This window comes from Paraburkholderia monticola, assembly GCF_001580545.1.
GTDB classification, from domain to species: Bacteria; Pseudomonadota; Gammaproteobacteria; order Burkholderiales; family Burkholderiaceae; genus Paraburkholderia; species Paraburkholderia monticola.
In genome coordinates this window covers 451,010-473,496 of the sequence record NZ_LRBG01000022.1, presented here as the reverse complement: position 1 = coordinate 473,496, position 22,487 = coordinate 451,010, and the positions used below count along the sequence as shown (strand labels likewise).

At 64.0% G+C, this 22,487-nt stretch carries 20 protein-coding genes; 7 read left to right on the top strand and 13 right to left on the bottom strand.

The window, feature by feature from the left end:
- The first annotated feature begins 687 nt into the window (after positions 1 to 687).
- Positions 688 to 1,734 (top strand): LPO_1073/Vpar_1526 family protein, encoded by a 1,047-nt coding sequence (locus CI15_RS18940; RefSeq protein ID WP_062129808.1) that lies wholly within the window; start codon positions 688 to 690, stop codon positions 1,732 to 1,734.
- A gap of 116 nt (positions 1,735 to 1,850) precedes the next feature.
- On the opposite strand, the gene CI15_RS18935 is transcribed toward CI15_RS18940, so the two are convergent.
- Positions 1,851 to 3,443: an ABC-F family ATPase gene (locus CI15_RS18935; protein WP_062129807.1), complete on the bottom strand. Its 1,593-nt coding sequence runs from the start codon at positions 3,441 to 3,443 to the stop codon at positions 1,851 to 1,853.
- A 93-nt stretch (positions 3,444 to 3,536) separates the two neighbouring features.
- Positions 3,537 to 4,481, bottom strand: a complete 945-nt coding sequence (locus CI15_RS18930; RefSeq protein WP_062129806.1) for an NAD(P)-dependent oxidoreductase — start codon at positions 4,479 to 4,481, stop codon at positions 3,537 to 3,539.
- A 211-nt stretch (positions 4,482 to 4,692) separates the two neighbouring features.
- Between CI15_RS18930 and CI15_RS18925 the strand changes: the two genes are divergently transcribed.
- The gene (locus CI15_RS18925) at positions 4,693 to 4,902 is read left to right on the top strand and encodes a dodecin (protein WP_062129805.1); all 210 of its coding nucleotides are present in this window, start codon (positions 4,693 to 4,695) and stop codon (positions 4,900 to 4,902) included.
- 110 nt (positions 4,903 to 5,012) lie between these two features.
- On the opposite strand, the gene CI15_RS18920 is transcribed toward CI15_RS18925, so the two are convergent.
- From CI15_RS18920 to CI15_RS18905, 4 genes are all read right to left on the bottom strand, one after another.
- A complete protein-coding gene (locus CI15_RS18920; RefSeq protein ID WP_062129804.1) occupies positions 5,013 to 6,107 on the bottom strand; it encodes a BMP family ABC transporter substrate-binding protein in 1,095 nt (364 codons plus the stop codon).
- Between the two features lie 82 nt (positions 6,108 to 6,189).
- Entirely contained in the window at positions 6,190 to 7,119 is a 930-nt protein-coding gene (locus CI15_RS18915; RefSeq protein WP_062129803.1) for an ABC transporter permease, read from the bottom strand.
- A gap of 11 nt (positions 7,120 to 7,130) precedes the next feature.
- The gene (locus CI15_RS18910) at positions 7,131 to 8,234 is read right to left on the bottom strand and encodes an ABC transporter permease (RefSeq protein ID WP_062129802.1); all 1,104 of its coding nucleotides are present in this window, start codon (positions 8,232 to 8,234) and stop codon (positions 7,131 to 7,133) included.
- A 111-nt stretch (positions 8,235 to 8,345) separates the two neighbouring features.
- The gene (locus CI15_RS18905) at positions 8,346 to 9,944 is read right to left on the bottom strand and encodes an ABC transporter ATP-binding protein (RefSeq protein WP_062129801.1); all 1,599 of its coding nucleotides are present in this window, start codon (positions 9,942 to 9,944) and stop codon (positions 8,346 to 8,348) included.
- Positions 9,945 to 10,156: 212 nt separating this feature from the next.
- Between CI15_RS18905 and CI15_RS18900 the strand changes: the two genes are divergently transcribed.
- Entirely contained in the window at positions 10,157 to 11,089 is a 933-nt protein-coding gene (locus tag CI15_RS18900; RefSeq protein WP_062129800.1) for a LysR substrate-binding domain-containing protein, read from the top strand.
- Between the two features lie 34 nt (positions 11,090 to 11,123).
- Here the strand turns inward: CI15_RS18900 and CI15_RS18895 are convergent, their stop codons facing one another.
- Positions 11,124 to 12,512 carry an 8-oxoguanine deaminase gene (locus CI15_RS18895; RefSeq protein ID WP_062129799.1) on the bottom strand — a complete coding sequence of 463 codons (1,389 nt, stop codon included), beginning with the start codon at positions 12,510 to 12,512 and terminating at the stop codon, positions 11,124 to 11,126.
- Between the two features lie 556 nt (positions 12,513 to 13,068).
- Between CI15_RS18895 and uraH the strand changes: the two genes are divergently transcribed.
- The 4 genes from uraH (at position 13,069) to CI15_RS18875 (ending at position 16,584) form a co-directional block, all read left to right on the top strand.
- On the top strand, positions 13,069 to 13,422 hold the full coding sequence (gene uraH / locus CI15_RS18890; RefSeq protein WP_062129798.1) for a hydroxyisourate hydrolase: 354 nt from the start codon (positions 13,069 to 13,071) through the stop codon (positions 13,420 to 13,422).
- Positions 13,423 to 13,551: 129 nt separating this feature from the next.
- Entirely contained in the window at positions 13,552 to 14,745 is a 1,194-nt protein-coding gene (locus CI15_RS18885) for a urate hydroxylase PuuD (protein ID WP_062129797.1), read from the top strand.
- A gap of 226 nt (positions 14,746 to 14,971) precedes the next feature.
- Positions 14,972 to 15,238, top strand: a complete 267-nt coding sequence (locus CI15_RS18880; RefSeq protein ID WP_062129796.1) for a helix-turn-helix domain-containing protein — start codon at positions 14,972 to 14,974, stop codon at positions 15,236 to 15,238.
- Positions 15,235 to 16,584 (top strand): type II toxin-antitoxin system HipA family toxin, encoded by a 1,350-nt coding sequence (locus CI15_RS18875; RefSeq protein ID WP_062129795.1) that lies wholly within the window; start codon positions 15,235 to 15,237, stop codon positions 16,582 to 16,584. Before CI15_RS18880 ends, CI15_RS18875 begins: the two co-directional genes overlap by 4 nt.
- Before the next feature lie 93 nt (positions 16,585 to 16,677).
- Here CI15_RS18875 and CI15_RS18870 read toward each other — a convergent pair whose 3' ends face one another.
- The 6 genes from CI15_RS18870 to CI15_RS18845 form a co-directional block, all read right to left on the bottom strand.
- A complete protein-coding gene (locus CI15_RS18870) occupies positions 16,678 to 17,190 on the bottom strand; it encodes an ureidoglycolate lyase (RefSeq protein ID WP_062129794.1) in 513 nt (170 codons plus the stop codon).
- Entirely contained in the window at positions 17,187 to 18,197 is a 1,011-nt protein-coding gene (gene alc / locus CI15_RS18865) for an allantoicase (protein ID WP_062129793.1), read from the bottom strand. Before alc ends, CI15_RS18870 begins: the two co-directional genes overlap by 4 nt.
- A gap of 85 nt (positions 18,198 to 18,282) precedes the next feature.
- Entirely contained in the window at positions 18,283 to 18,804 is a 522-nt protein-coding gene (uraD, locus tag CI15_RS18860; RefSeq protein ID WP_062129792.1) for a 2-oxo-4-hydroxy-4-carboxy-5-ureidoimidazoline decarboxylase, read from the bottom strand.
- A complete protein-coding gene (gene puuE / locus CI15_RS18855; protein WP_062129791.1) occupies positions 18,801 to 19,751 on the bottom strand; it encodes an allantoinase PuuE in 951 nt (316 codons plus the stop codon). The genes uraD and puuE overlap by 4 nt, the downstream gene beginning before the upstream one ends.
- A gap of 196 nt (positions 19,752 to 19,947) precedes the next feature.
- Positions 19,948 to 20,730 carry an aspartate/glutamate racemase family protein gene (locus CI15_RS18850; RefSeq protein ID WP_062129790.1) on the bottom strand — a complete coding sequence of 261 codons (783 nt, stop codon included), beginning with the start codon at positions 20,728 to 20,730 and terminating at the stop codon, positions 19,948 to 19,950.
- A 48-nt stretch (positions 20,731 to 20,778) separates the two neighbouring features.
- Positions 20,779 to 22,260 (bottom strand): NCS1 family nucleobase:cation symporter-1, encoded by a 1,482-nt coding sequence (locus CI15_RS18845; RefSeq protein WP_062129789.1) that lies wholly within the window; start codon positions 22,258 to 22,260, stop codon positions 20,779 to 20,781.
- Between the last annotated feature and the right edge of the window lie 227 nt (positions 22,261 to 22,487).

Below are 22,487 nucleotides of genomic sequence, written 5' to 3'. Positions count from 1 at the left end.
CAAACCTAGGGAATTCCCTAGTGTAAATTTTACTTTTGGAGAGGTAGGCACGGCCGCCGCACATGGTATAGTGTGCGCACCGTCTTAGGACACAAGATCTAGTGTCCTTGGATGGGGGTCGCTCGCAAGGTCTCGAACACCCTGCGAGCGGATCAGCGGCTCCGAGAGCACGCCTGAACGCCGGAATTGTAACCGCCAGGGCAATCCAGCCCAAGCTCAGTTACAACTTCGTCTGCGCTCGAAGTCGCTTCATTCAACTGAAGGGCTTTAGTCATGAGCAAAGCAAAACCCAATACCCGTCCAGTGGACCGTAGTTCTGTTACCGGTCGGTTCGTAACTGAGCAGTACGCAAAGACACACCCGCGCACAACGGAGCATCAGCACGTGCCGCTTCCTAAGCCGCCCAAAAACGGCAAGTAACCAACCAAACGGGCCGCCCTTGCGAAGGGGCGGCCTTACAAGCAGTCGGAGCGTACGCGGTGTTTGACTGGATTAAAAGCAACTCGCAATGGCTATTTGATGGTATCGGTGCTGCGTTAGTAATGGCAGTGCTTGGATGGGTAGTTAGCTTCGTGTTCCGGCGCAAATCGCCTTCCGGGCAGCAACAACGCGGCGGAAAGAACTCAATCAATGTGCAAGCCGGTCGGGATGCAAACCTCGGCAATGTGAATAGGAACGATTAGGGCTATGCTGAACGGTCGGCAGGATCAGCAAGGAGGGGACAACGCAATCAATGCGCAAGCAGGGCGCGACGTGATTGTGCAAGGCGTGACGTATACCGAGGCACGTCAGATTGCCGTAGACGTGTATCGAGCAAATGCACTTGAACTGCAAGGCATTGCACAACGCATCGCCAGCGAACGCGCAGAGCATCTGGTAGACCAATTCTTGCAGAAGATGCAAGCGAATGGGTTCGAGCGCATCGAGCAGGCCGCTAATCCTGATTTCCAGCACACGCTCTTCGAGGCCCAAAAAGCGTATGCGCGGACTGGCGACGAGGTGACAGAAGCCGTATTGGTAGATTTATTAGCGGCACGGGCTGGCGAGTCTTCTAGAAGCCTTCGCCAAATTGTTTTGACCGAAGCCGTAACGGCAGTTTCTCGGTTGACGCCCTCGCAGATCGACCTCGTGACATTGATGTTCATGCTGCGGCACTGCACCACCAATGGGCTCCTACATCGTCAGCAGATTCTCCTCCCCATTGCTCAAACCCTGAGTCTCACGTATGCCTTACCTGAGACAAACACGGCCTATTCGTATCTCGTGTATGCGGGAGTCGCAACAAACACGGTCATGCAAGCCAACCTGCAAACGGTGCTCAAACATTCGTACCCGGGATTGCTGTCGAAAGGATTCGAGAGGTCCGCAGTCGAAAGCCTCATTACTGCGGAACCGGCGATTGAGCAAATGCTTATGCCCTGCGACGGCGACGCTACGCGTTTGCAAGTGCGCGGGCAAAACGAAGCGGCCATCACTGCTGCGTGCAATCGCCTTGGAATCTCGGAGCATGCTCGGTTTAATCTGAACAGAATGCAGCAAAGCTCCGTAATGCCGGACGACGAAATACAAGCCGTATTGACGCCGCTGGGGGAACCCGCAAGCAGACTCATTCGGCTATGGAATTCGACTGAGATTCAGCAGCATTCTCTTACCGCTGTGGGTCAAGCCGTTGGCCACGCGAATGCGTCGCGTCGCGGGTTGCTGGTCGCCAATCTGAGCGTGTGGATCAACTGACTTTGGAGTCCGCCCGCAAAGTTACGTGCAGGTCCGTTCTGCGCCCGATCAGCCATTGTCCCAATGGGACAAATCCGTGGGACAATGACGTCACATGAATGGGCGCTTCGGGACGCTTACTGCACGCCCTGACTCGTCAGGAAGTCCTCGTAGTTGCCACCGAAGTCGTTCAACGTGCCATCGGTCTTCACTTCGATGATCCGGTTCGCGAGGCCGCTCACGAACTCGCGGTCGTGCGAGACGAAAATCAGCGTGCCTTCGAACTTATCCAGCGCGATCTGCAGCGACTCGATCGACTCCATGTCCATGTGGTTGGTCGGCTCGTCCATCAGCAGCACATTGTGGCGGCCGAGCATCAGCTTGCCCCAGATCATGCGGCCCTTCTCGCCGCCCGACAGCACCTTGACCGACTTGCGGATATCGTCCGCATTGAACAGCAGACGGCCGAGCGTGCCGCGCACCATCTGCTCGTCGTCGCCTTCCTTGCGGTACTGGTCGATCCAGTCCATCAGCGTGACGTCGCCCGGAAACTCTTCGTACGTGTCCTGCGGCATGTAACCGATGTTCGCGTTTTCCGCCCACTTCACCTTGCCGTGATCGAGCTGCAGATTGCCGAGCAGCGAGCGCAGCAGCGTGGTCTTGCCCGCGCCGTTCTCGCCGATGATCGCGATGCGCTCGCCCGGCTGCACGCTGATGCTGAAGTCGTTGAAGATCGTGCGGTCGTATTTCTTCGAGATGTCTTCCGCGACCACCGCGATGTTGTGCAGCTTCTTCTCGAACTCGAAGCGGATGAACGGGTTCTGCCGCGACGACGGCTTGAATTCCTCGATCTTGATCTTGTCGATCATCTTCAGACGGCTGGTGGCCTGGCGCGCCTTCGACTTGTTCGCCGAGAAGCGTCGCACGAAGTCCTGCAGGTCGGCCACACGCTCCTTCGCCTTCGCGTTGGCGTTCTGCTGACGCTCGCGCGCCTGCGTGCTGGCGAGCATGTAGTCGTCGTAGTTGCCCGGGTAGACCTTCAGCGTGCCGAAGTCCATGTCGGCCATGTGCGTGCAGACCTGGTTCAGGAAGTGCCGGTCGTGCGAGATGATGATCATCGTCGAGTTGTACTGGTTCAGAACATCTTCCAGCCAACGGATCGAGTTGATGTCGAGGTTGTTGGTCGGCTCATCGAGCAGCAGCACGTCCGGCTTCGAGAACAGCGCCTGCGCGAGCAGCACGCGCAACTTCCAGCCCGGCGCCACGTTGCTCATCGTGCCATTGTGCAGATCGATCGAAATGCCGATGCCGAGCAGCAGTTCGCCCGCGCGCGCTTCGGCCGTATAGCCGTCGTACTCGGCGAACTTCGCTTCGAGCTCGGCCGCGTGCATGTAGTCGTCGTCGGTCGCATCGGGGTTCGCGTAGATCGCGTCGCGCTCGCTCATCGCGGCCCACATTTCCGTGTGGCCCATCATCACGACGTCGAGCACGCGCACGTCTTCGTACGCGAACTGGTCCTGGCGCAGCTTGCCGAGGCGCACGTTCGGCTCGAGCATCACATTGCCCGAGCTCGGCTCGAGATCCGAACCGAGAATTTTCATGAAAGTGGATTTACCGCAGCCGTTCGCACCGATCAGGCCGTAGCGGTTCCCTTCCCCGAATTTGACCGAAATGTTCTCGAAGAGGGGCTTCGGCCCGAATTGCATGGTGATATTGGCAGTAGACAGCACGGCGCGTCCCTTTGAATGTGATATCGGCGAAAAACCCACTATTTTAGCAGGTTTGAAGATTTCATCCCGAGACTTCGTCCGGCGCGGCCCGCGTCACCCGCCCGAGCCGCTGCGCGGCGTCTGCAGAATGTCGATGAAGGCCGAAAAATCCGCGTCGGCGAGCCCCATCGCGGCACCCAGTCGCAGCAATTGCTGCACGGTCGACGCGACCGGCATCGGCGTACCCGTCTCGTAGGCCGTCGCGGCGACCGTGTCGACGTCCTTCTGGAACGTGCGCAATGCGCCGATCGGCGCGAGGCCGCTTTGGGTCATGCGCGGTACGAAGGTCCGCAGCAGCACCGAATCGGCCCAGCCGCCGGCGAGCGCCTCGGGCAGCTTCGCGGCGTCGATGCCGCTGCGCTGCGCGAGGCTCACCGCCTCGGCGATCGCGGCAACGGTCGCCGTGACGATCGCCTGGTTGCACAGCTTCGCGGTTTGCCCCGCACCGACGTCGCCCATGTGCGTGACGCGCGCCGCGTAAGCGTCGAGCAAGGGGCGTACCGCGGCGAGATCGCTGGCGGCGCCGCCGGCCATGATCGCGAGCGTGCCGGCCGTCGCGCCGGCGACGCCGCCCGAGACCGGCGCGTCGATCCAGCCGATGGGGGCCGCGCTGTCCGCCGCCCGCCGCGCCAACGCACGCGTCGCGGCCGGCGGAATGCTCGAATGATCGACGATCCAGCGCAGGCGGCGCGACGCGGCTGGATGGCCGGCCCCCGGACGGCCGGCCCCCGGACGGCCGGCCCCCGGCTCCCCATCGAGCAACCCGGCCGGGCCGAACACGGTCTGTTCGACCGCCGCCGCGTCGGCGACGCACAGCAGCACTGCGTCGCAGCGCGCGGCCAGTTCGCGCGGCGTATCGACGACGTGCGCCCCCTCGGCCCGCAAGGCCTCGGCCTTGGCCCGCGTGCGATTCCACACATGCACGGTATGTCCCGCGCGCAGCAAATGCCGGATCATCGGCGCGCCCATCAGACCGGGGCCGCAAAAACCAGTTTCCACGTTCGAACCTCGTCGGCTATCAGATTGAATGGATTATGTTGCGTGCTCATGATAACGGCCGCGCCAGGCGGCGAGTTCGCGCGATACCGGGCATGGGACGTGCGGCACCAGCAGTGCTGGCGGCAACGTCTGATCCGCCTATACTTTTTTCCATGCGCGTTTTTCGAGCAGCGTTTTCCCGACCAGCGACGCACACCAAGGAGGACTTTCCATGTCAGAGCACGTTTACAAGAAGATCGAACTGACCGGTTCGTCGAAGAAATCGATCGACGACGCCATCACCACCGCGATTGCCAAGGCGTCGAAAACGCTGCGCAATCTGCACTGGTTCGAGGTCACGGAAACGCGCGGCCAGATCGAGGACGGCAAGGTCGCGTACTGGCAGGTGACGCTGAAGGTCGGCCTGCGCATCGAGGACTGAGCGGCAGCGAAAGCAGCACATAAAAAAGCTGCGTCCAACCGAGGCTGGACGCAGCTTCTTCAACATTACGCCGTCCGCGGCGGCAAACACCGCGGGCAAGTCAACGCGATTTACTTCGGCAGCGAGCCGTCCACCCCCTCGACATACCAGTTCAGGCGCTGCAACTCCGGATCGGTCAGCGTCTTGCCTTCAGGCACCTTCACCGTACCCGACTGATCCTTGATCGGACCCGTAAAGACGTCGCGCTTGCCGCTCGCGAGCTCGTCGCGCTTCGCGGCGACCTGCTTCTGCCCATCGGCCGGAATTACCGAGGTGTTCAGATCCTCGAGATTGACGGCCTTTTGCGGCAGGCCCCACCACACCGGATCGTTCTTCCACTTGCCGTCGAGCACCTGCTGGATCACCGCGGTGTAGTACACGCCCCAGTGCGCGACCACCGAACCGAGATGCGCGTCAGGACCGAACTTCTTCATGTCCGAATCCCAGCCGAACGCGTGCACGTGTTTCTCCGACGCGGTCGCGAGCGTGGCGCTCGAATCGGTGTTCTGCAGCAGCACGTCGGCGCCCTGGCCGATCAGCGTCTCGGCGGCCTGCTTTTCCTTGCCCGGATCGAACCAGCTGTTGATCCAGATCACCTTCGTGTGCACCTTCGGATTCACCGAGCGCGCGCCGAGCGTGAACGCGTTGATGTTGCGCACCACTTCCGGAATCGGCACCGACGCGACGAAACCGAGCGTGTTGCTCTTCGTCACGTAGCCCGCGGCGACGCCGGCCAGATACGCGCCCTGGTACATGCGCACGTCGTAGGTACCGAAGTTCGGCGCCTTCTTGTAGCCGGTCGCGTGCAGGAACACGGTGTCGGGGAAGTCCTTGGCGACCTTCAGCTGGAAGTCCTGGAAGCCGAAGCTCGTGCCGAAGATGATCTTGTTGCCCTTGTTCGCGAGGTCGCGGAACACGCGCTCGGAGTCGGCCGACTCGGGCACGTTCTCGACGCGCGTGATCTTGATCTTGTTGCCGAACTTCGCCTCGGCTTCCTTCGAGCCCTGATCGTGCGCGAAGGTCCAGCCGGCATCGCCCGGATTGCCGAGATAGACGAACGCGACGCCCGGCACATCGGCGGCCTGCGCGGTTTGCGCGAGCGGCGCGGCCAGTGCGAGCGACGCCGCGCCCCACGCGAATGCGGTCAGCAGATTTCTTCTCTTCATTTTCTTTCCCCTGTCGTGATGAGCGAATAGTGTTGAGCGGATCGATAAGAACGTGTGTTGCCGGGGGTCGCCTGGTGTCGCGTCAGCCCGCCGAGAAAAACGGCTTGCCGAGCGACGCCGGCGCATTGAGCCGGATCGTGTTCGGATTGCGCGAAATCAGCGCGAGCACGACGATCGTCGCGACGTACGGCAGCATCGCGAGGAACTGCGTCGGCACCGGCACGCCGATCGCCTGCGCGTAGAACTGCAGACCGGTCACCGCGCCGAACAGCAGCGCGCCGATCAGAAGACGACCCGGCCGCCACGTCGCGAATACGACGAGCGCCAGCGCGATCCAGCCGCGGCCCGAAGTCAGGTTCTCCTGCCACAGGTGCAGATTGACGATCGAATAGTAGCCGCCGGCCAGTCCCGCCATGCCGCCGCCGAACGCAACCGCACCATAGCGCACGCCGACCACCGGAAAGCCGACCGAGTGCGCAACCTGCGGCGACTCGCCGACCGAACGCAGCACGAGCCCCGCGCGCGTGCGATACAGGAACCAGCCGATGACCGCGAACATCAGGAACGCGAGGTAATCGAGCGGCGTGAGGGTGAACAGCGCCGGGCCGAGCACCGGAATTTTCGACAGACCCGGGATGGTCCACGTATCGATCGTCGCGCGCACCGCGGCCGACGTGTACGGCTTGCCGACATACGCGGACAGCCCGATGCCGAAGATCGTCAGCGACAGGCCGGTCGCGACCTGGTTGGCGAGCATCGTCAGCGTGAGGAACGCGAACAGCAGCGACATCGCGAGACCGGCGCCGATCGCGGCGAGCACGCCGAGCCACGGGCTGCCGGTGATCGACGTGACCGCGTAGCCGCTCACGGCGCCCATCAGCATCATCCCTTCCACGCCGAGGTTGAGCACACCCGATTTTTCGGCGACGAGTTCGCCGGCGCCCGCGAACATCAGCGGGATCGATGCGGTGATCGCGCTCGACGTGAGCGCGCTGGCTTGCTGGATATCCATAATTGGCGAGCTTAGTGAACCACTGCGGCCGAGCGGCGCCGCACGCGGTAATTCACGAACAGGTCGGCGCCGAGCAGGCAGAACAGCAGCAAGCCCTGGAACACGCCCGAGAGCGCCTGCGGCAACTGCATCGAGGTCTGCACCGCTTCGCCGCCGAGATACAGCAGCGCCATCAACAGGCTCGCGAGCACGATGCCAAGCGGATGCAGCCGACCGACGAACACGACGATGATCGCGGTGAAGCCGTATCCCGGCGACCACGTCGCCTGCAACTGGCCGATCGGACCGGCGATCTCGCCCATGCCGGCGAGGCCCGCGAGGCCGCCGCTGATCAGCAGCGAGGTCCAGATGGTTTTCTTGTCGGAGAAACCGGCATAGCGCGCGGCGAGCGGCGCCAGTCCGCCGACGTTCATCCGGTAGCCCGCGAAGCTCTTGCGCATGAACAGCCACACGAGCGGAATCGCGATCAGCGTCAGAAAGATCGAGGCATTCAGCCGCGTGCCGCGCAGGAATTTCCAGTGCCAGTCGCCGTACAGCACCGGATACAGCGCGTCGCCGCTGAACATCTCCGAGAGCGGAAAATTCATGCCCTGCGGGTCGCGCCACGGCCCGCTCACGAGATAGATCAGCAGCTGCGTCGCGACGTACGTGAGCATCAGGCTCACGAGAATCTCGTTGGTGTTGAAGCGGCTCTTCAGGAATGCGGGAATCGCGGCCCACGCCATGCCGCCGAGGACGCCGGCCACCATCATGGTCGGCAGGATCCACCAGCCGCTCGCCTGATCGAAATAGATCGCCACGCCGCTCGCCGCGATGCCGCCGAGCAGCATCTGCCCTTCGGCGCCGATGTTCCACACGTTCGCGCGATAACCGATGGCGAGACCGAGGCCGATCAGGCACAGCGGCGACGCCTTCAGCAGCAGTTCGGACCAGCCGTTGACGCTGGAGAGCGGTTCGATGAAGAACGCGTGCATCGCCTGCAACGGGTCGCGGCCGACGAGGCCGAAGATCAGGAAGCCGATCGCGAGCGTCAGCAACGCGGCGATCAACGGCACGGCGAGCTGCATCGTGCGCGACGGCGTCGTGCGGGCTTCGAGTCGATAAGGAAGCATCATGGGTAGCGTGGGTTCGTTCGGGTTCTATTCTTCAGGGTCCGCAGTCGCGTGCGTGGCTAGCGTTTCGGCTGAGGGCGTTGCGAGCGGGCTCGCCGCGGGCGCCACCTCGCCTCACGCATGCGCCGGCTGGTCCGCCGCGGGCGCCGCGCCCTCGCGGTCGCCGAACAGCCCCGCCATCCAGCGGCCGATTTCCTCGGCGTTGGTCGCGCCGGTCGCGCGCACCGGCGAGAGCCGCCCGCCTGCGAGCACCGCGATCCGGTCGCAGATATCGAACAGCTCTTCCAGCTCTTCCGAGATCACCAGGATCGCCACGCCCCGTGCCGACAGATCGAGCAGTTGCTGCCGGATGAACGCGGACGCACCGACATCGACGCCCCACGTCGGCTGTGCGACGACCAGCACCTTCGGCGCCTGCAGGATTTCGCGGCCCATGATGTATTTCTGCAGATTGCCGCCCGACAGACTTTGCGCGAGCGCGTCGGGGCCGCCGCAGCGCACGTCGAACCCGTCGATGCAGCGCCTGGCGAACGCGCGCATCGCGCCCGCCCGGATCCAGCCCGAGCTCACCATGCCCTGCCGATGCGCGGTCAACAGCGCGTTGTCCGCGAGGCTCATCGCCGGCACCGCACCGCGGCCGAGCCGTTCCTCGGGCACGAAGCCGAAGCCGAGCGCGCGCCGTCCGCCCGCGCCGAGGCGCGCGGCCGGCTTGCCGCAGATCGTGATCGCGTCGGCCGAAAGACTGCGCCTGTCCGCGCGTTTTTCTCCGGACAGCGCCGCCAGCAGTTCCGCCTGGCCGTTGCCCGACACCCCGGCAATGCCGAAGATCTCGCCCGCATGCACGCTGAACGACACGTCGCGCAACGACGTGCCGAACGGATCGTCGCTCGCCACCGACAACTGTTTGACGGCGAGCAGCACCGCGCCCGGCTTGTGCTCGCGTCGCGTGTAGTCCGGCAGCGAATGGCCGACCATCAACTGCGCGAGCGACGCATGCGTCTCGTTCTTCGGGCTCACGTGACCCGTCACGCGACCGCCGCGCATGACGGTGGCGGTGTCGCACAGTTCCTGGATTTCGTCGAGCTTGTGGCTGATGTAGAGGATGCTGCAGCCCTCGGCCGCGAGCCGGCGCAGCGTCGTGAAGAGCTTGCGAACCGCCTGCGGCGTCAGCACCGAGGTCGGCTCGTCCATGATCAGCAGACGCGGATTCTGCAGCAGGCAGCGCACGATTTCGACGCGCTGCCGCTCGCCCACCGTCAGGCTGTGCACGTGCCGCTGCGGGTCGATATCGAGCCCGTAGTCGGCCGACACCTCGCGAATGCGTTTGGCGAGCGTCTTCAGATCGAATGGTTCGTCGAGCGCGAGCGCGATGTTTTCGCCGACCGTCAGCGTCTCGAACAGCGAGAAGTGCTGGAACACCATGCCGACGCCGAGCTTGCGCGCGGCCGCCGGGCTCGCGATCTCGACCGTCTCGCCTTCCCAGCGAATCTCGCCGGCGTCGGGGCGCACCGCGCCGTAGATGATCTTCATCAGCGTGCTCTTGCCCGCGCCGTTCTCGCCGAGCACCGCGTGGATTTCGCCGGGTGCGACGACGAGCGTGACGTCGTCGTTGGCGCGCACGGCCGGGTACTGCTTCGTGATGCCCGTGAGCGCGAGCCGGGGCACTGCCCCGCCGGTGAATTGCGCGCCGCCGCTAAGTGGAGTGTCGCTCATGAGATTCCGTAGTGCGTTCGTGACGATCCGTCACCACAACCGGATGACGATACCTAATTCGACCCACTCAGTCGAGTTGCCAAAATTGCCGCAAACCCGCGCCACTGCAAGCTCTGCGGGTATGCCTCTCTTGACGCCGTTTTTCGTGCATATTAAAACGCATATACCCCCACGCCCGTTCGATCAGCCAGCACATATATTTCGGAGAGTCCATGAGCCAGCAACGCGAGGCGATCGACACGTACCTTCTGCGCGTGTTGCACACGTTACTGATGGAGCGCAGCGTCACGCGCGCCGCCGTCAAACTGAACCAGTCCCAACCCGCGATCAGCGCGGCGCTGCGCCGTCTGCGCGACATCACCGGTGACCCGCTGCTGGTACGCGGCAAGTCCGGCATGGTGCCGACCGAGTACGGCCTGCGCCTGCTCGAACCGGTGCAGAACGCGCTGCGCGAGATCGAGCGCATCAAGTTCCAACAGCACAACTTCGATCCGGCCACGTCGATCCGCTGCTACCGGATCGGCTGCCCCGACTACCTGAACGTGCTGTTCGTGCCGACGGTCGTCGAACGTTTCCGCCAGGCCGCGCCGAACGCGACGCTCGAATTCCATTCGCTCGGCCCCGCGTTCGACTACGAACTCGCGCTCGAGGACGGCAAGCTCGACATCGTCGTCGGCAACTGGCCCGAGCCGCCCGAGCAGTTGCATCTGTCGAACCTGTTCGTCGATCAGATCGTCTGCCTGATGAGCAACACGCATCCGTTCGCCAAACGCGGCGGCCTCACGCTCGACCAGTACCTGAACGCACCGCATCTCGCGCCGACGCCGTACTCGGTCGGCCAGCGCGGCGCGATCGACGTTCACCTCGCGCGCGAGCGCTTGAAGCGCCACGTGGTCGTCACGCTGCCCTACTTCAATCTCGCGCCGTACGTGCTGATCAAGTCCGATCTGATCTTCACGACGACGCGCCTCTTTGCCGACTACTACGCGAAGTTCCTGCCGCTGACCGTGGTGCCCGCGCCGCTCGACTTCCCGCCGATGCAGTACTACCAGCTGTGGCACGAACGCGTGCATTACTCCGACGAAGTGCGCTGGCTGCGCAGTCTGGTGGGCGAGGCGACCCGTACGCTGATCGACAAGCCGTGATGACCTGCCGGCGCCGCTGCGGCGCCTGCCGCGCTCAAGCCGCCGCCTCGTAGAGCTGCCGCGCCAGCCGGTTGTGCCGCTCGATCACCGGCCCGAGTTCGAGCGTCGCCAACTGCCCTTCCTTCACCACCACCTTGCCGTCGATCACGCTATAGCTGACCTGCGATGGCGCGCAGAACACCAGCGCGGCCACCGGATCGTGCAGCGCGCCGGCAAAGTGCGGCTGACGCAGATCGAACGCGACGAAATCCGCCGCCATGCCGGGCGCGAGCGCGCCGATGTCGTCGCGATTGAGCACCCGCGCGCCACCCAGGGTCGCGATTTCGAGCGCCTCGCGCGCGGTCATCGCATCGGGCCCGAAACCGACCCGCTGCAGCAGCAGCGCCTGGCGCACTTCGGCGACCATCTGCGCGCCGTCGTTCGAGGCCGAGCCGTCGACACCGAGCCCCACCGGCACGCCCGCGAGCCGCATGCGCCGCACCGGCGCGATGCCCGAGGCAAGCCGCATGTTCGAACACGGACAATGCGCGACACCGGTCCCTGTGCGCGCGAACAGCGCGATGCCCGCGTCGTCGAGTTGCACGCAGTGCGCATGCCATACGTCGTGGCCGACCCAGCCGAGATCGTGCGCATACTCGGCCGGCGTCATGCCGAACTTCTCGCGGCTGTACTCGACGTCGTTGACGTTCTCCGCCAGATGCGTGTGCAGCGACACGCCGTACTGGCGCGCGAGCAGCGCCGAATCGCGCATCAGATCGCGGCTCACCGAAAACGGCGAGCACGGCGCCACGACGACGCGCAGCATCGCGTAGCGGCCGTCGTCGTGATACGTCTCGATCAGACGTTGCGTGTCCTTCAGGATGTCCGCTTCGCGCTCGACCACCGAATCGGGCGGCAGGCCGCCGTCTTTCTGTCCCACGCTCATGCTGCCGCGCGCCGCGTGAAAGCGCATGCCGATGCGCTGCGCCGCGGCGATGCTGTCGTCGAGGCGGCTGCCGTTCGGATAGATATACAGATGGTCGCTCGAGGTCGTGCAGCCCGACAGCAGCAGCTCGGCCATCGCGGTCAGCGTCGATACGTCGATCATCTCGGGCGTCAGATTCGCCCACACCTTGTAGAGATTCGTGAGCCAGCCGAACAGCTCGGCGTTCTGCGCGGCGGGAATCGCGCGCGTGAGGCTCTGGTACATGTGGTGATGCGTGTTGACGAGGCCCGGAATCACGAGGTGGCCGCGCAGGTCGAGCACTTCGTCGGCCGTGGGCGGCAATTCATCCGTCGGCCCGACCGCGACGATGCGGTTGTCCTCGATATAAAGGCCCGCGTCGCGCAGTTCGCGCCGCTCGCCATCCATCGTGACCAGCACGTCCGCGTGCTTCACGAGCAGCGTTTTGCCGGGCTCTTTCACTACCTGATTCATCGTCATTCGTCTCTCCGCCTGATTGCCTGCATGCAAAGCCGTTCGAACGCGATGCGGCGGCACGCTCACCGTGCCGTCGCGTTCGCTTGAACGCCGTTGGCCCGGTTACCCAGCGTGATTCGCCGTCTTCGGGGTTGCCCGCGCCAAAGGCCTGCCTTTGCACGGGTGTTTCGCGCCGCCGGCATCAGCGAACCGTATCGGGTTCGCGTCGGCCGCGTCGCACAGCGCTTACCTTCGGTAGCCAAAATCCCGCTGGCAACACGCGCGGTTGCGATACCCGGGTTCACACCGCCAATATAGTGGCGCTTTTTTGGCGCCGGTAGGATCGGCCGACGAGCCCGCGCGCGCCGCGCGGCTTTCGACTGGCTGTCCATCATGCGCGAACTATTATCTTTCTTATCGGTAGCGCGCTGAACGGAGCATCCTTCTTACAATGGCTGCCACGGCGCTCGCTTCAAATCGCCGACGGGTATGTAGCCACTGACGTGGAGCCTCGATCCGCCGCAAACGTAATGGATCGGGCCGCCGCCGACACCTCGCATTCACACAAGGACAATTGCGAATGGGCAAGCTCACTACCCACGTGCTCGACACCGCGAACGGCCGTCCCGGCGCAGGCATCAAGGTCGAACTCTTCGCGCTCACGGGCGACACGCGCCGCGCGCTCAAAACTACTCACACCAATCACGACGGCCGCTGCGACGAGCCGCTGCTCGAAGGCGACACGCTCGTCGCGGGCGAGTACGAGCTCGTGTTCGCAGCGGGCGACTACTTCGCCTCGCTCGGCACGAAGGTGCCGGAACCGCGCTTCGTCGATCGCGTGGTGCTGCGCTTCGGCGTCGCCGATGCCAACGCGCACTATCACGTGCCGCTGCTGGTGTCGCCGTTTTCGTACAGCACGTATCGGGGCAGTTAGGTCGCCCCTCAAGCGCCCCGCGATACCCATAACAACTTGCGCGCTGCGTTGTTTACCCCGCAGTCGGCGCGATGACCGACGCCGTCGACCGTCATCGCGCGTACAACGAATCAGAAGTGGAGGAGTTTCATGGAAGGCTTTATCACCGACTGGTTGAATCTCGCGATTCGCTGGTTCCACGTCATCGCCGCCATCGCATGGATCGGCGAATCGTTCTATTTCGTCGCGCTCGACAACAGCCTGAAGCCGCCGACCGATCCGAACCAGCGCCGCCGCGGCGTGTTCGGCGAGCTGTGGCACGTGCACGGCGGCGGCTTCTACAACATGCAGAAGTACACGGTCGCGCCGCCCGAAATGCCCGACGACCTGCACTGGTCGAAGTGGCCGTCGTACACGACGTGGATGTCGGGCTTCGGGCTCTTCACCGTGCTGTATCTGTTCTCGCCGAGCACCTATCTGATCGACAAGAACGTGCTCGACATGGGCCCGGTGGTCGCCGTCGCGTCCGCGATCGGTTTTCTCGCGGCGGGCTGGATCGTCTACGACTCGCTGTGCCGCGTGCTCGGCACCCGCGACAAGCTGCTCGGCATCTGCGTCGGCGCCTATGTGCTGATCGCGGCCTACCTCGCCTGTCATATCTTCGCGGGCCGCGCGGCGTATCTGATCATGGGCGCGATGCTCGCGACGATCATGTCGGCCAACGTCTTCTTCGTGATCATTCCGGGCCAGCGCAAGATGGTCGACGCGATGTTGAAGGGCGACACGCCGAACCCGATCTACGGCAAGCGCGGCAAACAGCGCTCGGTGCACAACACGTATTTCACGCTGCCGGTCGTGTTCGCGATGCTGTCGAACCACTACGCGATGACCTATACGCATCCGTACAACTGGGCGGTGCTCGTCGTCATCATGCTGGCCGGCGCGCTGATCCGTCAGTTCTTCGTGATGCGCCATCGCGGCCAGGTCCTGTGGTATCTGCCGCTCGCCGGCGTCGCGCTGATGTGCACCGCGCTCGTGTGGACGATGCCGCGACCAGTCGTGGCGCAGGCGCAAGCCGCCAACGCACCGACGCTGAAGGTCGCCGACATCGCGCCGGTGCTGCAACAGCGCTGCGTGGCCTGCCACTCCGCGCATCCGACCATGATGGGCAGCGCACCGGCCGGCGTGCTGATGGATACGCCGGACGAGATCTCGCAGAACGCGCAACGCATTTACCAGCAGGCGGTGACGTTGAAGGCGATGCCGCTCGGCAACGTCACGCATATGACCGACGACGAGCGCATGAAGATCGCCGCCTGGTTCGAAGGCGGCGCGGCGAAGTAAGGGTGTCGGTAGAGGCTGCAAGGTGAAATAGCGGGCTTGTCGCGTGAGCGGCAAGCCCGTTGTTGTTTTTGTGGATCGATACATCATTTTGTAGCCTATCGGCTACAGAATTGGTCGAAAATGCAGAAAATGTAGCCCTGGAGGTACAAAAAACAAATCGGCTTCTTGTACCTCTTGGGCTACAATAAATATCAGATTCGTTGAATTTGATGCCCTGAGGCTACAAATGACCAACCTTGCCGATGTCTCGGACATGCTCAAAGCCGTACGACGCGACAGCAACCTTTCGCAGGAAGAGCTGGCGCGCCGTGCGGGCGTTGCACGCACGACCGTCGCACGGATGGAGACGCTCGCCAGGAACGATATGAGCGTGTCCGTGCTCGTGCGCCTGCTCGAAGCCGCCGGCTACGACCTCAAGTTCGTCGCGCACGGGCATGGGCGCACGCTTGAAGACATCCTCGCCGAGCAGCGCAGCCCGGACGCACAGCCATGAAGCTCGACGTTCAGGTGCTGGGCAAAAACGTCGCGACGCTGTTTCGCGAGCGCGATGACTATGTCCTCAAATACAACGGCGACGCGAGCGCGGCCGACTTCGTCAGTCTGACGATGCCGGTGCGCGAAGAGGCCTGGCGCTGGCCGCGCGACCTGCATCCGTTTTTCCGGCAGAACCTGCCCGAGGGCTATCTGCTGAATCTGATCCGCGAGCAGTTCGGGCCGCTGCTCGATGGCACCGATCTGTCGTTGCTCGCGGTAGTCGGTTCGATGGGGATTGGGCGGGTCACGGTCACGCCCGAAGGTGTCGCGCCGGGCACCGAACTCCAGGCGCTCGACGTTCAGGACATCTTGCACGGCGACAACTCCGCCGAGCATTTCGCGCAACTGGTCCGTGAATATGCGCGAGCGGCTATTTCGGGTGTCGTGCCCAAATTCATCGCGCCGGAGAAGCAGCCGGCCGCCGCGTCGACAGCATTACAGCTCGGCAAGCCGACGCTTCGAACGAGCCGTCACATCGTCAAAGGTTCGGACGACAACACGCCCTTTCTCGGCTTCAACGAGTTCTATTCGATGCGTGTGCTGGAGCGGCTCGGGGTCGCGCCCGTTGCCCGCACGCAGATGTCGGACGATGGCCGTGCGCTGATCGTCGAGCGCTTCGATGTCGACGCGCATGGACTGCCGGCGTACGGCGTGGAAGACCTGTGCGGCCTGCTCGGCTTGCCGCCGCACGAAAAATACAATTCGACCAGCGAGAAAATGCTCAACGCGGCCAGAGCGTATCTGCTCGATCGCGACACGATGCGGGTGCAACTCCAGCAGCTCGGCTGGCATCTGCTGACCAACTACGTGGTGCGCAACGCGGACTGCCACACGAAGAACGTCGCCCTGTTCTATACGTCGGTCGACGATGTGGCGTTCACGCCCGTCTACGATGTCGTGACGACGCAGGCTTATCCGCGCTTCGCAGCCAATCCGCCGGGCTTGCCGATCGACGGACGCAAAACCTGGGCGGCCGGTAAGACATTGGAGAGATTTTTCAACACGCGCATGGGCATCGCGCCGCGCCAATACGCTCAGATGGTCGAAGCGCTGTGCGACTCGGCTGCCGACGTCGGCCATGAGTTGATCGAAGCGGCACGCAACGAACCGCAGTGGCGCACGGTCGCCAAGCAGATGCTGCACGCGTGGGACGACGGCATGACCGCGCTGCGCTCGCCGAAGAAAAACCCTCAATTCAAGGGGCTCAAGCCGGCGATCGAAGCAGCGGGATTTTCGGCTGCCGAGCCGCCCGAACGGTCGAGGGAGGTGATCGGGCATTCGCCGCTGCTGGGCCGAAGACATTGATCGCTACCATGCAAAAAGCCCGCGACATAAGCTACGTCGCGGGCTTTGCTTTTCAACCACCACGCTACCGGCGACCCGGCAGCCGCCTTGCCATCAAACCGCCACCGCGCTCAATGCATCTTCGGTGAGCCACAGCGACTCCGCCAGATCCTGCTCGTTCAGATTGAGCCCCTCCCCGCCACGATCGACGACGACGAAGTCGCTCACCTCGCCCAGCGCGATCAGCGGATGGTGCCACACGCCTTTCGCATAGTTGACGCCCTGCCAGCCGCTCGTGACGAACGCGCGGAGCCGCGTCGCGTCGAGCTCGCCCGCGGGGGCCACGACGACCAGATACGGCTTGTCGTTCAGCGGCACGAACGCCTGGCTGCCCAGCGGATGACGCTCGAGCATCTTCACTTCGAACGGCAGCGTGCGCGGCTGGCCACGAAACAGATTGACGAGCGTGCGGCCGTGCTCGTCGGTCACGTCGACTTTCGCGAGGTCGTGATAGCGGATCGTCGTGCCGAGATTGATCGGAATCTGCTTCGCGCCTTCGAGTTCGATCACGTCGCCGAATGCGGCGAATGCTTCCTTCGTCAGCGGTTCGATAGCGAGCGTTTTCATTCGAGCGTACCCCACAGACGCAGACGCGACACACCGCCGTCCGGATAAATGTTGAAGCGCACGTGCGTGACGGGCCCGAGCGCCGCGATCTCGCTTTCGAAGAAATGCTGCTTGTCCATCTGCAGTTTCTGTTCGCCGAGCAGCACCGGCCAGAACATCGCCTGCGTGACGAGCGAGCTGTCGGTGCCCCCCTTCACGTACGCGGCCTGGATCGAGCAGCGATCCGGATAATTGCCCTTGAAGTGCGCGGTGTCGACTTCGATCTTGCGCATCACGCCCGGCTGCGCCAGCGCGATGATCGCCCAGTCGTTGCCCGGCTCGCGACGACGACGCGTTTCCCAGCCGTCGCCCATGTTCACGCCGCGGCCCGGCATCAGCAGCGTCGAGGCCGCGCCGAAGTGCTGGTTGTTTGCGCCGACCAGATACGCGCCGTTTTCCATCGCGGCGAGATCGAACTGCTCGGTGCGGCTCGCGCCGGCCCAGTCGACGTGCGGCTGACCGTACACACGCAAACGCGCGATGCCGCCGTCCGGATAGATGTTCACGCGCAGATGCGTGTATGCGCTCGCGTCGCCGACTTCGAGGTAGTGATGGCTATTGCCCTGCAAGGTCGTGGACGGCACGATCTCGGTCCATTGCGTCGACTGGTTCGGCTCGCCATCGACGACGCGCGCCGCTTCCACCGACGCCGCCGGCGGGAAGTTGCCGGTGAAGTGGCTGGTGTCGAGATCGAGCCCCTTGATCACGCCCGGCCGCGCGAGCTTGACGACGCACCAGTCGTAGCCGGTGGTGCGCTTGCGGCGCGTTTCCCAGCCGTCCATCCACTTGCCGTTGTTGTCGTACTTGCCCGGAATGAAGACGGCCGGTTCCGGATTCAGCATGCGGTCCTTCGACGCGAAGAATTCGTCGCTGGCCTCAAGCGCCTGCGCGCCCAGACGCGGGTCCGCCAGGTTCACATAACGGCGCGTGAATTCCGGTGCGTTGGGGTCGAGAATCGGAAGTGCCATCTTAGTCGTCCTTGATATCGATTGGTGCGGGAAAAACGTTGCGGCTCGTTGCCTGACGTGATGCGCGGACTGTGCATCATGCACGTCATGCGCCGATCAGGTCGTCGAGCCGGAAACGTGCAATGCGATAGATCTGATCGAGGCTCGCGCGCATTTCGTCGGCGCGGCCATTGTTCACGCGCGATTCGAAGTTCGCGATGATGCCGTGGCGGTCGTACCCGCGCACCGCGAGAATGAACGGGAAGCCGAATTTCTCGCGATACGCCTGGTTCAGCGCATGCAGCTTGTCGAACTCTTCCTGGGTGCATTGGGCGAGGCCCGCGCCGCTTTGCTCGCGGGTCGATTCGGCGGTCAGCTCGCCGCGCACCGCCGCCTTGCCGGCCAGCTCCGGGTGCGCGTTGATCAGCGCGAGCTGCCTGTCTTCGCCCGAGGTTTCGACGATCTGCGACATCCTGCGATGCAGCGCGTCGATGCTCGCGAACGGCCGCTCCTGCGCCGCGATTTCGGCGACCCACGGCGAGTGCTCGAAGATGCCCGACAGCGCCGCGACGAACGCGTCGGTCGAGATGCTGTTGAGTTGGTCCAGGGTGTATTGCATCGCCTTCATGCCGCAGCCTCGCGGTTGTCTTGTTGGTAAGGATGAGTTGCGTGCCAGTGCCGCGCGATATCGACGCGCCGTGACACCCACACGCGATCGTGCTGCTCGATGTGATCGAGAAAACGCTGCAGCGCGCGAAAACGCCCCGGCCGCCCGAGCAGCCGGCAGTGCATGCCGATCGACAGCATCTTCGGCACTTCGTCGCCCTCTTCGTACAGCACGTCGAACGCGTCGCGCAGGTAGGTGAAGAAGTGGTCCGCGGTATTGAAACCTTGCGGGGAGGCGAAGCGCATGTCGTTGGTATCGAGCGTGTACGGCACGATCAGTTGCGGCACGGTCTTGCCGCCCGCTACTTCGACGTCCATCCAGAACGGCAGGTCGTCGCCGTAGTAGTCGGAGTCGTACAGGAAGCCGCCGTATTCGGCGACCAGCCGATGGGTGTTCGGACTGTCGCGGCCGGTGTACCAGCCGAGCGGTCGCACGCCGGTGACGCGCTCGATCGCCTGCATGCCGTGGCGCATATGCTCCGCCTCCTGCTCCGGCGACATGTCCTGATAGTGAATCCAGCGATAGCCGTGGCACGCGATCTCATGGCCGAGCTCGACGAACGCCTGCGCCACCTCGGGATGCCGCTCGATCGCCATGCCGACGCCGAACACCGTCAGCGGCAGGTCGCGCTTTTCGAATTCGCGCAGGATGCGCCACACACCGGCGCGCGAGCCGTATTCGTAGATCGACTCCATGCTCATGTGCCGCGCCGGATACGCGGCCGCGCCGACGATCTCCGACAGAAACTGCTCGGAACCCGCATCGCCGTGCAGCACGCAGTTTTCACCGCCCTCTTCGTAATTGAGGACGAATTGCACCGCGATGCGCGCTCGCCCAGGCCAGTCCGCGTGCACCGGGTTGCGGCCGTAGCCGATCAGATCGCGTGGGTAGTTCGGGTCGAATGGCATGGTTTGACGGATGCGTAGTGACGGGACCAGGAATTCGCGTGAAGCTCGGGCTCGGCCCCCTCGGCGACGGCGGCGGGATCGGTCCGTGCAAGCGCTCGAACGACGGCTTCGGCGGCGGCCGCAGCCGCCGCATCGAGTTGAGCCAGTGTAGCGAAAACACCCCGGCGCGCCCATACAGCGGGGCAGATAGTGCGTGTTACAGCGAGTGTATGTGCGCGTCCGCCGACTCGGCGTTTACCCGCGGCGCGCCGGGGCTGAACGACGCGAGCGCGCCGTCGTAGCGCTTCGCCAGCGGCCGCGCGTAGTCGCCGCGCTTGGCCGTCGCGAGACGCAGCGCCACCAGCGCCTCGGTCCATTTGACGGCCGCCGTCACGCCTTCGATCACCGGCGCGCCCAGCGCGTCCTCGATCTCCCTGCAAAGCTCGGCCATGCCCGCGCAACCGAGGACGATCGCGTCCGAGCCGTCCTCGGCGAGCGCGCGCCGGCATTCGTCGAGGATGATGCGGCGCGCAGCCGAGCCCGGCTTGTCGAGATCGAGTACGGCGACGTCGGTCGCACGCACGTTGCGGCAAAAGCGCTTCATGCCGTAGCGCTCGGCCAGATGCCAGGCCATGCCGCAGGTGCGGGCGAGCGTCGTGACGACCGAAAAGCCCGGCGCGAGCACGCTTGCGGCGTGCATCGCGGCTTCGGCGATGCCGATCACCGGGCCGCGCGCGAGTTCGCGGGCCGCGTAGAGGCCGGGGTCGCCGAAGCACGCGATCACGTAGCCGTCACAGCCCTCCTGCTCGCCCGCCGCGACTTCGGCGAGCAGACCGGGCGTGGCGAGCGCTTCGTCGTAATAGCCTTCGATCGACGGCGGGCCCATCGTCGGATTGACGGCGATCACTTCGGTGCCGGGCGCGGCGACTTCGCGCGCGCAACGCCCCATCGCCTCGGTCATGCGGCGCGTGGTGTTCGGATTGATCAGTTTGATACGCATGGCGACTCCTGTTCGACTCGTTATTGCAGCGGCGAAAGCCCAAGACGCTCAGCGTGTGAGCAGCCGATAGAACAGCGCGCCGAGTCCCGCGCCGATGAACCACGAGAAATTCGCGCAACCGTCGAGCCCCGGCACCATCACGCAGATCACCGCGATCAGCGCGGCCGGCAGCAACGCGGCCACTGCCCGATAGTTGACGCCGTTGCGATACCAGTACGAGCCGTTCGGCGCGACCGTGTACAGATCGTCGAGCACGATCTTCTGACGCTTCACGAGGTAGAAGTCGACGATCAGGACGCCGTACAAAGGTCCGATGAAGCTGCCGAGCACGTCGAGCGTGTAGTGGATCACGGCCGGATTGTTGAACAGGTTCCACGGCGTGATGAAGATCGACGCGACGGCCGCGAGCATGCCGCCCGCACGCCAGCTGATCAGGCGCGGCGCGACGTTCGAGAAGTCGAAGGCCGGCGACACGAAGTTCGCCACGATGTTGATGCCGATCGTCGCGATCGTGAAGGTCAGCGCGCCGAGAATCACGGCCATCGGATAGTCGATGCGGCCCACCGTTTCGACCGGGTCCGTGATCAGCTCGCCGAATACCGGCAGCGTGGCCGCGGTCGTGATCACCGTGACGAGCGAAAACGCGAGGAAGTTGACGGGCAGGCCCCAGAAATTGCCGCGCTTGACGCTGCGAAAGCTCTTGCCATAGCGCGAGAAGTCGCCGAAATTCAGCATCGGCCCGGAGAAGTACGACACCACCAGCGAGATCGCCGTGATCATCACCGGCACCACTTCCATGCCGTGATATTTGACGCCACCGAGGTTGATGCCGATATTGCGCCAACCCGCGCGATACACCATGTAGCCGGCGAGAATGAACATCACCACGTACACGGCCGGCCCCGCGAAGTCGATGAACTTCTTGATGGTCTCCATGCCGTGCCAGAACACCAGTGCCTGCAGCACCCACAGCAGCATGAAGCCAGCCCAGCCGATCGTCGACAGACCGAACAGGCCATGCCGGTGCACGTCCGCATAGGGTAATAATTGCGGCATGAACTTCAGCACGACGATCACGAGCGCGCTCGACGCGAGATAGGTCTGGATGCCATACCATGCGACCGCGATCAGGCCGCGGATCACCGCCGGCACATTCGCGCCGAGCACACCGAAGGTCGCGCGGCACGCAACCGGATAAGGCACGCCGTTCAGTTGGCTCGGCTTGGCGATCAGGTTGCACAGCACGTTCACGAGCGTGATGCCGATCAGCAGCGACACCAGCACCTGCCAGCTCGTCAGGCCGAGCGCGAACAGACTCCCCGCGAACACGTAGCCGCCGACGCTATGCACGTCCGACATCCAGAACGCGAAGATGTTGTACGCGGTCCAGTTCTGCGCGCGTAGCGGCGCGAGGTCCTCGTTGTAGAGCCGCTCGCTGTAGCCGGCCGGCATCGACGGATCGGCGTCACTCGTACCGTCCGGGTAGTTGGAGATGGGGTGACTGCCTGGCGCTGCACTGAACTGAGCCATGATTCCTCCTTTGGATTGGGACCATCGATAAAGCATCGACGGACATTGCATCGGCCATGCCAGTTGCTCGTTTCTCGCCCTGCGTGGGTCGAAGAAGTCGGCGTCGTGGTCCCGGGCCGTGCCGCGCGTGTCTCCGTACTGATGTACTTGTGGTTGTCGCATCGCCGGCCGCCGCGGATTCCCGGCGATGCGTCGCTACCCGAGCGTCCGTCGTCTCGAGACGGACG

What these genes read in the sequence shown, in the direction of transcription:
- CI15_RS18940 (WP_062129808.1), top strand. Translation starts at nt 688, where the DNA reads ATGCTGAACGGTCGGCAGGATCAGCAAGGAGGGGACAACGCAATCAAT.
- CI15_RS18925 (WP_062129805.1), top strand. Translation starts at nt 4,693, where the DNA reads ATGTCAGAGCACGTTTACAAGAAGATCGAACTGACCGGTTCGTCGAAG.
- CI15_RS18920 (WP_062129804.1), bottom strand. Translation starts at nt 6,107, where the DNA reads ATGAAGAGAAGAAATCTGCTGACCGCATTCGCGTGGGGCGCGGCGTCG.
- CI15_RS18915 (WP_062129803.1), bottom strand. Translation starts at nt 7,119, where the DNA reads ATGGATATCCAGCAAGCCAGCGCGCTCACGTCGAGCGCGATCACCGCA.
- CI15_RS18910 (WP_062129802.1), bottom strand. Translation starts at nt 8,234, where the DNA reads ATGATGCTTCCTTATCGACTCGAAGCCCGCACGACGCCGTCGCGCACG.
- CI15_RS18905 (WP_062129801.1), bottom strand. Translation starts at nt 9,944, where the DNA reads ATGAGCGACACTCCACTTAGCGGCGGCGCGCAATTCACCGGCGGGGCA.
- CI15_RS18900 (WP_062129800.1), top strand. Translation starts at nt 10,157, where the DNA reads ATGAGCCAGCAACGCGAGGCGATCGACACGTACCTTCTGCGCGTGTTG.
- CI15_RS18895 (WP_062129799.1), bottom strand. Translation starts at nt 12,512, where the DNA reads ATGACGATGAATCAGGTAGTGAAAGAGCCCGGCAAAACGCTGCTCGTG.
- uraH (WP_062129798.1), top strand. Translation starts at nt 13,069, where the DNA reads ATGGGCAAGCTCACTACCCACGTGCTCGACACCGCGAACGGCCGTCCC.
- CI15_RS18885 (WP_062129797.1), top strand. Translation starts at nt 13,552, where the DNA reads ATGGAAGGCTTTATCACCGACTGGTTGAATCTCGCGATTCGCTGGTTC.
- CI15_RS18880 (WP_062129796.1), top strand. Translation starts at nt 14,972, where the DNA reads ATGACCAACCTTGCCGATGTCTCGGACATGCTCAAAGCCGTACGACGC.
- CI15_RS18875 (WP_062129795.1), top strand. Translation starts at nt 15,235, where the DNA reads ATGAAGCTCGACGTTCAGGTGCTGGGCAAAAACGTCGCGACGCTGTTT.
- CI15_RS18870 (WP_062129794.1), bottom strand. Translation starts at nt 17,190, where the DNA reads ATGAAAACGCTCGCTATCGAACCGCTGACGAAGGAAGCATTCGCCGCA.
- alc (WP_062129793.1), bottom strand. Translation starts at nt 18,197, where the DNA reads ATGGCACTTCCGATTCTCGACCCCAACGCACCGGAATTCACGCGCCGT.
- uraD (WP_062129792.1), bottom strand. Translation starts at nt 18,804, where the DNA reads ATGAAGGCGATGCAATACACCCTGGACCAACTCAACAGCATCTCGACC.
- puuE (WP_062129791.1), bottom strand. Translation starts at nt 19,751, where the DNA reads ATGCCATTCGACCCGAACTACCCACGCGATCTGATCGGCTACGGCCGC.
- CI15_RS18850 (WP_062129790.1), bottom strand. Translation starts at nt 20,730, where the DNA reads ATGCGTATCAAACTGATCAATCCGAACACCACGCGCCGCATGACCGAG.
- CI15_RS18845 (WP_062129789.1), bottom strand. Translation starts at nt 22,260, where the DNA reads ATGGCTCAGTTCAGTGCAGCGCCAGGCAGTCACCCCATCTCCAACTAC.